Source organism: Psychrobacter sp. (assembly GCF_036731945.1).
Classification (GTDB): Bacteria; Pseudomonadota; Gammaproteobacteria; order Pseudomonadales; family Moraxellaceae; genus Psychrobacter.
Genome location: NZ_DAINDI010000038.1, coordinates 11,251 through 19,727, shown reverse-complemented (window position 1 = coordinate 19,727; position 8,477 = coordinate 11,251). Strand labels below are relative to the sequence as shown.

Sequence of the window (8,477 nt, the reverse complement as noted above, 5' to 3'; positions counted from 1 at the left end):
GTACTCGGCTGGTTACCAAGCAAGGTTGGATTTACCGTGCCTGACAGTGCTGCTATCGTACAGAGCCGTTTGGTGACTGATGCCATGCCCTTATCGATGGCGCGGCAATGGGCAGGTTTATTGGTCGGTAGCTTGCTGATGTATGGCATTATACCAAGGGCGATTGCTTGGGCATTTTGCGCCTTGATGTTTCGACGTAAAAAGATGCGCTTGGATATCAAGCAGCCCTATTATCAAAAGATTCTGAACTTTTGGCAACGGCATGTGGTCGATGAAGATGATTTTAAGGCAGCGCCCGCTCCTGTCGCACCAAAAGCGACAGTCAGTACTGGTAAAAAACTGGTGGCTTTACTTGAATACCCATCACAGCAGGATCATTGGTGGCAATCAGGACTTAGTGCCGACATGCATAGCCATAGTAATAGTAACATTAACAATGTCGAGAACTTTGGTATTGTTGACGACCGTGATGATATGGAGCGCTTAACGACTTATTTGGACAGCCATCCGGTTCAAGTATTATTAGGTATTCATAGTAAGGCTTTACCTGACCGAGGTACACTGCGTAAACTTGATCGTATTGCCGAACATGCCGCGGATGGCCTTATTGTACAACTGCTCAGTGATACCAGCGCTACTAACACCCACGAGCAAGAGCAATACTCAGAAATCCAAAGCGCTGAAAATCAGGACGTTCGTTATCAGCAGTGGCAGACCGCCCTTGCCGCTCGAAAAATTGGCTTGGTTTAGCTTGGTGATATTCTCTCATACCGATACTCAATAATATTAATAATAAGATTCTATTATGAATAATGACGATAATAATCAAAATAACCATCAAGATAATGCCAAAGCTGTCGGCATGTTCGCCGATAAAGCCTATGAGCCCGTACGCGACTCAGAAGCTGATTTGAAAAATGAAAATGTGAATGCTGATACAGAGCTATCGTTGAATAAACAGACATTGGAAAAACAAGTATCAGATGAGCAAGCGCTACCTGTTAATACTGCCTCTAAAAAAACCATTGCCAGTGGCGAAGCACTAAAATTAGCGGTCGTTGGTCATACCAATACGGGTAAAACATCACTGTTACGCACCTTACTACGTGATGTTTATTTTGGGGAAGTAAAAAACGAAGCAGCGACCACCCGATATGTAGAGCAAGCAAAATTGACCGACAGCCAAACGGGCGAAGTATTGGTGGTGCTGTATGACACGCCGGGTTTAGAAGATGCTTCAGGGTTAATGGATTGGCTAGAAGACAACACTGCCAGTCGCCGTGATGGTATTGAGCGTTTGCAGCAGTTTTTGGCAGCCGACATTGCCCAAGGCGGCGATGTACTAACTAGCAATGAGGACTACAGCCAAGAAGCCAAAGTTATCCGTCAGCTGCTGGCAAGTGATATGGCCATCTATGTCGTCGATGCGCGTGAGCCAGTACTCGGTAAATATAAAGATGAACTGGCTATTTTATCTTGGGCGGCGATACCTGTTATGCCGGTATTTAATTTTACTGACAGTCAAGATGCCAATATCGACGAATGGCAGACGATGTTGGCAAGACGTAATTTGCACATCTCAACGCGTTTTGATTCCGTGGCTTTTGAGTTTAAGGATGAGATGCGCTTATGGCAAAATCTCGCTACCATGCTTACCCATTCTGAAATGCTTGAGCAATTAATGGCACGCCGTACGGAAAACTGGGCGCAGCTCTATGAAGAAGCCAATATCATTATTGCGGATTTTTTATTAAATATTGCCTCCTTTGTGCGTGAAATTAGTGAAGATGACGACCCAATGCCAGTGCTTGAGCAAATGCAAGAAGCGGTCAGACAGAGTGAACGGGCAATGCAGCACAACCTGCTTAACTTATATAAATTTTATGATAACGCAGTGGCAGCTACGCCGCTTGAGTTACAAGCCTATCAGCAAGACCCTTTTGATCCTGAACTGCTCAAAAGCTATGGTATTCGCACGACATCGGGTGCAGCAGCGGGCGCATTATTAGGCTTGGGCATTGATGCGGCGGCGCTTGGTACCACTTTAGGTTTGGGCGCGGCCATAGGTGGTATCGCAGGCGGGCTATTATCGAATACCAGTAGTATCGCTGATAGAATCACTGGGGTAAAACGTTTGTATATCGACCCTGCTACCCTAACCTTGCTCGCCACTCGAGCGATAGACTTACTCACCGCCCTGCGTCATCGTGGTCATGCGGCAACCGATGCCACCCAACTGATATATAGCGGCGCAAAAAACGATGCTGATATCTCAAATAACGACAACCTAAGTAACGATAATGAAGAAAGTGTCGTGACGCCATGGCCGCCACATAAATTACCCAGTGAGCTTAAAAAAGCTCGCGGCAAACCGCAATGGTCATCACTTAGTAGCGGTAAATCTGAACAGGCTCAGCTACTGCGTGTAGATATGGCGTGGTCGCTGGCAAATAAATTACAGTTATATAAGTCTGAGCGTTAAGTGTTAACGGTCGGTTTCTTCTACTTTTCAAACATCTGGTTTTCAAGCCACCTTTACGATGGTGGGCGTAACAGCATACTTAATGCTTCAGTACCGCGTACGTCTGTTTGCTGTAAATAAATCGGATACAGTGGATACTTGGGGAAACTGTTTTCAATATCCTGCAGCAATTGCTGTTGCCGCTCGGCACGAAGACGCCAAAATTCATCTGACTGCGTGGGTACTATCAGCTGATTGATGACTACTGCGGCTGGTGTGAGTCTACTTTCTTCCAATTGTTCGATAGCGCGTTTGGTTTCTGCCAGTGGTAGCACATCGGCTGTCATCACCAGTATAATGGCTGTTTGGCTACGGTCATGAAGCAATATCCCTGCTTGTCGAAACAGCTGTTTACGTTTTTCTAGTACTGCTACCGCTTGCTCCCAGCGGTCAGATTTTTTTTTGGCAAACGGATTTGGTACATCTTTTTTATTGCTGTCTTTTTGACTGCTCTTTTGATTGTGATTATGATTGTGATTATGATTGTCTAAATGGTTCGCGACCGAGCGTAATTTTGCCTGTCGGCGCTGCTGTGCTAGCAGCCCATCTGTCCACGCGCCCATCATCTCTGGCAATACGAGTAAGCGCAACGTATGCCCAGTGGGCGCGGTATCAAATATGATATGTTCATACTTTTTATCAAAGTCAGCATCTGCAGCCGTGATTAAATGCTGACACATAGACTCAAGCATGGCCGCTTCTTGTGCGCCAGGTGCAGACTTTGATAGCTTTAGATGCTCACGGATTTTGGGCATCATATCTGGGTTGGCATAAGATTTAATGGTGGATTCAACTTGAGCAAAATGCGCATCGACGATGACATCGGGGTTGAGCTCAATGGCATCAAGATGCGGCGTAATGGCAGTTTTTTCATTATTGAGCCGTACATTTAACACATCACCGAGGCTATGCGCTGGGTCGGTTGAGACAATCAAGGTCTTTTTTTGCTGGCTAGCATAATAGCTGGCAAGTGCCGCAGCCGTCGTGGTTTTACCGACACCGCCCTTGCCGCCAATAAAGATAATAGGCTGGGTCGATAGTTGATCTACTAATCCGTGTAGAGGGTGTAATGCCATATTTTTATCTCAATTTTAATTCATTCATTTTTTATCATTTTTTTCTTATAAATCCAACTAGCAGTTGACTTAACAACAACCAACGTGGTCAAAGGGGCATTTATCCAACCCCATGCGTGTATGCCATTCATGGAAATTTTCCAAAAATAACGGCTGCAACTCCAAGGTATAAAAGCTGGCAGGATTATCAATGCCTAGGCTTTCTGCAAACATCAGCAGCATAAAGAAATCTTCTTCATCACGTGCCGCGCGTGCCATCGTCTGGCGATAAGGCGCATGATAAAACTCATTGAGTCCTGCCGCAAAACGTTGCCACCATGGTGTTTTGTTTTTTACTTGGTTTGACGGGTTTTCTATTTGTTTTGGTATCGGGTTATCTTCCATGATTTATTCACCTCTGCTTATTTCTTATTACCTATCATCTCTATCATGCCTACCTCATACAAAAAACGCCAGCAATTGCTGCTAGCGTTTTTTTGATAAAAGTAAAAATGATAAGGTTTAATCTCAATTACGAATCCGTTTTACCTTTATGCAATGTCCATTCTTTACGCAGCACAGATAGACTCTCGAACGTTACTAGAATCGTTGCGATCAAAATAATAATATCCATAATAATCAGCAGCCAATTGCCATCTGTAAAAAAGGTTTTTAGCTGAATCAATAAAGCGAAAACGGTCATAACCAGCAAAAATGACAAAGGTGCCAAGGTGTACCAAACCGCTCTGCCTTTACGTAATAAAATGATAGTGACAATCATGAGCGTTAAAGCCGCCATGAGCTGATTGGTAGTACCAAATAAGGGCCAAATAATCATGCCGCCCGCGCCATCAATGCCACCGGCACCAAATGCTAACAATAGACAGCTGCCGACGGCAAGGAAAGTAGCCACGACACTTTTACTTAGCACTGGAATGTTGTAAAACTCACCAAACTCTTGGAAGATATAACGTTGCAGACGGACACCCGTATCCATCGTGGTGCCGGCAAACAAGGCTGCCATAACAGTCAGCATCGTTTGAGAAAGCACCATATCGATACCAACACCCGCATTTAAGATGGTCGCACCACCATCAATAAAAGCACCGATAGAGCCGTCGCCAAATTTTTGATAAACCGCTTGCCAATCACCGAGTGTCGCAAAACCTGCGGTGGCCGCAAGAATGGCGCCCAGTGCGAGCATACCTTCACCCATAGCACCAAAATAACCAACAAAACGCACATCGCCTTCTTTATCAATCTGCTTAGAAGTCGTTCCGGTCGCCACCAAACCATGGAAACCTGAGATAGCCCCGCAAGCAATAGTCACGAACAACAATGGCATTAATGACGGCGTACCAATGGGCAAATCATGATTAATCGCTGGCGCGACAATGTTTGGCGTCGCAATAAATACGGCGGCATACAATAAAATCAAACCAACAAATAATTGTAGCCCATTAATATAATCGCGCGGTTGCAGCAGCATCCATACTGGTAATAATGAGGCAATCGCCGCATAGGCGAATAAGATAATAATCCATATAGCGTTATCAGGTAGTCCCATAAAGGTCTCTGGTAACACGACTGGGAACATAGGGCCAAGATAGATAAGTCCATATAAAGCGACAACGCCGATAATGGATACCCAAACCAGATTCATCTTATAGCGATAAATACACTGACCGATAATGAAAGCCACGACCAATGCGCCCCAGACAGGTAACACAGAAGAAGGGGTTTTTATCAGCATATTGGCAATAGCGACGCCAAATACTGCGTTTACCATTAATAATAATAAGAAAATAACCACCATCATTAAGCTACGCACACGCGTACCCATGACAGTACCAGCAATCGAGCCAATAGACTGACCTTTATTACGCATACTGGCCCAAATGGCTGACATATCATGGACGCCTGCCATAAAAATGGTCCCTAAAACCACCCAAATAATGGCCGGCACCCAACCCCAAATAACCGCAATTGCAGGACCGATAATCGGCGCCGCCCCTGCGACCGAGGTAAAATGATGCCCCCACAATACATATTTATTGGTGGGGATATAATCTACCCCATCTTTCATCGTATGGGCTGGCGTGGGACGACTGTCATCTAAGGCCAAAATCTTAGTGGCGATAAATTTTGAGTAAAACAAATAACCGCAAAGCATCGCGGCCACACCAACCAACAGTACAATAGCACTATTCATCTTATCTCTCCCTAGACAAGTATTAGATAGCCTTACAAGTTCAAGCTTTTTAAATCAAAATCTTAAAAATATGCTAGATTAGTGAGCAGTGAAAGACTCGGCTCACTGTTCTTCAAGAAACCGTTGCTAAGAAAACAGCTATCAATGAGATAACAGCATATCTTCTTATCATTACTGACTAATAAAGCATGGTGTTTTAAGGTCAAAACGCTTGGCCAATTAGCCATGAAGTATGGTGAGTCTTTACTTATTGTGTGACTTAGCATTCTGTGCCTTAAATAGTAACTTATTTGACAGTAATTGTAACGTTGGTGAAACATTAAAAACGATAAATACAGGAGTTAGAATGGCCCATTATTTTGGATTTATACCGTCAGATGAATTAAAAGCGCTGATTATTGAGGCAGAGCAAATCGTTGAATCAAACGTAAAAACAGATTACTACCCCTATCGTGATGCCTTAACCCACCAAACGGCGCGTGACCTCACCGATAAATTATTGGTTGGACTGGTAGATATTATTCCAAATCCTGAGCGCCAAGCCGCCATGCGTAAAGTGGTCGGTACGGTCGAAAAAGCAACTGACACGCTGCTTAATATTTTATTGGGTAAAGAAAACAACGAAGAAGTGATGCCAAGCTTTCATTTCTTACGGGATCAAGCGACCTTTATTGATAATGAAGGGGTGAAGCGTATCGGTTTTAAATTATCAGATACAGATGCTAAAATCATCGATGACGGTTTTGCAGCGATTACGCCCGAACATGTTGATAGAACGGCCTTTAAAAAAGCACTTGAGACTGTAAATGAAGAAACGTTGACGCACTTTATCAGTCGTTACTCTGAAACGTTAAAACTTGGCATGATTAAGCGTAAGTCTGTACCAGTTGCCAAATCCGCTATCGATAAAGGTATGAGCATGGCACTAAACAAACTGCTACCCGACTTACCGGACGCCTCATTGAACCGTTTGGCCAATTATTATCGTCCTTTTATCGTAAAAAAGCCTGAATAGCGGCTACATTAGCAACTAATATGTTTTTATTAAGGCGGTAGTGTTGGGCAAATTTGCTAAAATTTGCTAAAATAGGCGGCACTTTTATCAAAGGCGCAACTCATGACCCAAATTAACAACCAAGAAATTGAAAAAACCCTGCGCAACTCAGAGTGCCTTATCAGCAGTATCGAAGTAGCCGCTGCTTATGAGCGTCTGGCCGCCCAGCTCAACCTACATTATGCCGGCTTAAACCCAATCGTGATGGTCGTTATGAACGGCGGGCTTATCCCAGCTGGTCAATTATTGACGCATTTGACCTTTTACCATCGCATGCACTATATCCATGCATCACGCTATCGTGATAATGCGGGTACCAATGAGCTTGATTGGAAATTTAAGCCTGACGTAAGTATCGAAGGTGAGCACGTTTTATTAATCGATGATATTTTTGACGAAGGTATTACTTTAAAAGCCATCGTTGAAGAATTAGGTAAAGAAAAACCCCTATCGATTGAATGTTGCGTATTGCTCAATAAGGAGCACGATCGCAAGGTAGCAGACTTTGATGTTGATTTTGTTGGTATCAACGTTGCAGATCGTTATGTTTATGGCTGTGGCATGGATTTTCATGGTTACTTGCGTCATTTGCCTGGTATCTATGCTATTAAAGAAGACAAAATCTAGTCATTCTTTGGTTGAATGTTTTGAATGTATCGCATAATAAAAAAGCACCCAGTGGGTGCTTTTTTATTGCTTATTGCTTTGATTGTAGTCAGGGGCAATTAAAACTGTAATGCCAAACCCGTATAGCGCTCAGTGGGTGTTTGGACAGCTTTCTCTAGTGCATGTTTTGTACTATATATGGTTACCTGTTTTTTAGCACGGGTCACAGCGGTATAAATAAGCTCTTTGCTCAGCAATCTTGCATGACTATTATCAAAAGTGATGACCACATGATCAAACTCAGACCCTTGCGATTTGTGAATGGTCATCGCATAAGCGGTGGCAATCACCTCTTCATTAAGCAAATTAACAGCAATCCCCTGCTCCTTATTTTCAAAAAATACCTCGAGACGGCTGCGATCGTCGCCAGTCTGCAAACAAAAACCAATATCGCCATTAAATAATCCTAGCTCATAATTGTTTTGAAGGACCATAACGGGACGACCATGAAACCATGTGTTTTGACCCAGTGGTAGCTTAAGCTCAGTAAGGTGCCATTGAGTAAAGTATTTATTAATATAATGGTCGCCCCACTCGCCATTATGGCCGGCAGTTAATACTCTGAACTGATTAAAGGTTTCCATTAATGAAGCAATGGTATCTTTAACTGATTCTGGCACGGATTTTTCTATCGGATTTGTCAGTAACGTTTTGGTTTTGTTTATATAAGGATGATAATTTAACGTGAGTTTTGAGATATTTTTACTCTTGCTTAGGCTATTTTCTATCTTGTTATTTAGAGAAGCTTCTGTTTGTAAGGCGTTGACGCTATTCACATATTGAAAACTCAGTACCTTATCATGCTTTAACAACTGCCAAATAGCATGAGTATCTGTCTTTGCCTTATTGATTTGATAAGCAAGCTTGCCAATACCCGAGTCTGCTGTAAATCGGCGGCTCTCTGTTAGCTCTGCATGGATAGGCTCTAACCGCGGAATACGGCACAAGTCAGCCAGCACCGCCCCTGCA

The 8,477-nt window shown here is 43.5% G+C and carries 8 protein-coding genes; 4 read left to right on the top strand and 4 right to left on the bottom strand.

Annotation, left to right across the window (positions count from 1 at the left end; all coding sequences use genetic code 11):
* Together V7D75_RS09045 and V7D75_RS09040 are read left to right on the top strand one after the other, a co-directional pair.
* Window positions 1-750 (top strand): DUF2868 domain-containing protein (locus tag V7D75_RS09045; RefSeq protein WP_333614291.1); only part of this gene is annotated, 750 nt, incomplete at its 5' end.
* A 55-nt stretch (window positions 751-805) separates the two neighbouring features.
* Window positions 806-2,482, top strand: coding sequence for a DUF3482 domain-containing protein (locus V7D75_RS09040; protein ID WP_333614290.1), 1,677 nt, complete (start codon window positions 806-808; stop codon window positions 2,480-2,482).
* Window positions 2,483-2,535: 53 nt separating this feature from the next.
* Here V7D75_RS09040 and V7D75_RS09035 read toward each other — a convergent pair whose 3' ends face one another.
* From V7D75_RS09035 to V7D75_RS09025, 3 genes are all read right to left on the bottom strand, one after another.
* Entirely contained in the window at window positions 2,536-3,597 is a 1,062-nt protein-coding gene (locus V7D75_RS09035) for an ArsA family ATPase (protein WP_333614289.1), read from the bottom strand.
* A gap of 69 nt (window positions 3,598-3,666) precedes the next feature.
* Window positions 3,667-3,981: a cory-CC-star protein gene (locus V7D75_RS09030; protein ID WP_333614288.1), complete on the bottom strand. Its 315-nt coding sequence runs from the start codon at window positions 3,979-3,981 to the stop codon at window positions 3,667-3,669.
* Between the two features lie 127 nt (window positions 3,982-4,108).
* Window positions 4,109-5,788, bottom strand: a complete 1,680-nt coding sequence (locus V7D75_RS09025; RefSeq protein WP_333614287.1) for a carbon starvation CstA family protein — start codon at window positions 5,786-5,788, stop codon at window positions 4,109-4,111.
* Window positions 5,789-6,134: 346 nt separating this feature from the next.
* On the opposite strand from V7D75_RS09025, the gene V7D75_RS09020 reads away from it, so the two are divergent.
* Window positions 6,135-6,803: a hypothetical protein gene (locus V7D75_RS09020; protein ID WP_333614286.1), complete on the top strand. Its 669-nt coding sequence runs from the start codon at window positions 6,135-6,137 to the stop codon at window positions 6,801-6,803.
* Between the two features lie 102 nt (window positions 6,804-6,905).
* Window positions 6,906-7,469 (top strand): hypoxanthine-guanine phosphoribosyltransferase, encoded by a 564-nt coding sequence (locus V7D75_RS09015; protein WP_068404752.1) that lies wholly within the window; start codon window positions 6,906-6,908, stop codon window positions 7,467-7,469.
* Between the two features lie 98 nt (window positions 7,470-7,567).
* Here V7D75_RS09015 and V7D75_RS09010 read toward each other — a convergent pair.
* Window positions 7,568-8,477: ATP-dependent DNA helicase (locus V7D75_RS09010; protein WP_333614285.1), on the bottom strand; the 910-nt coding region annotated here is incomplete at its 5' end.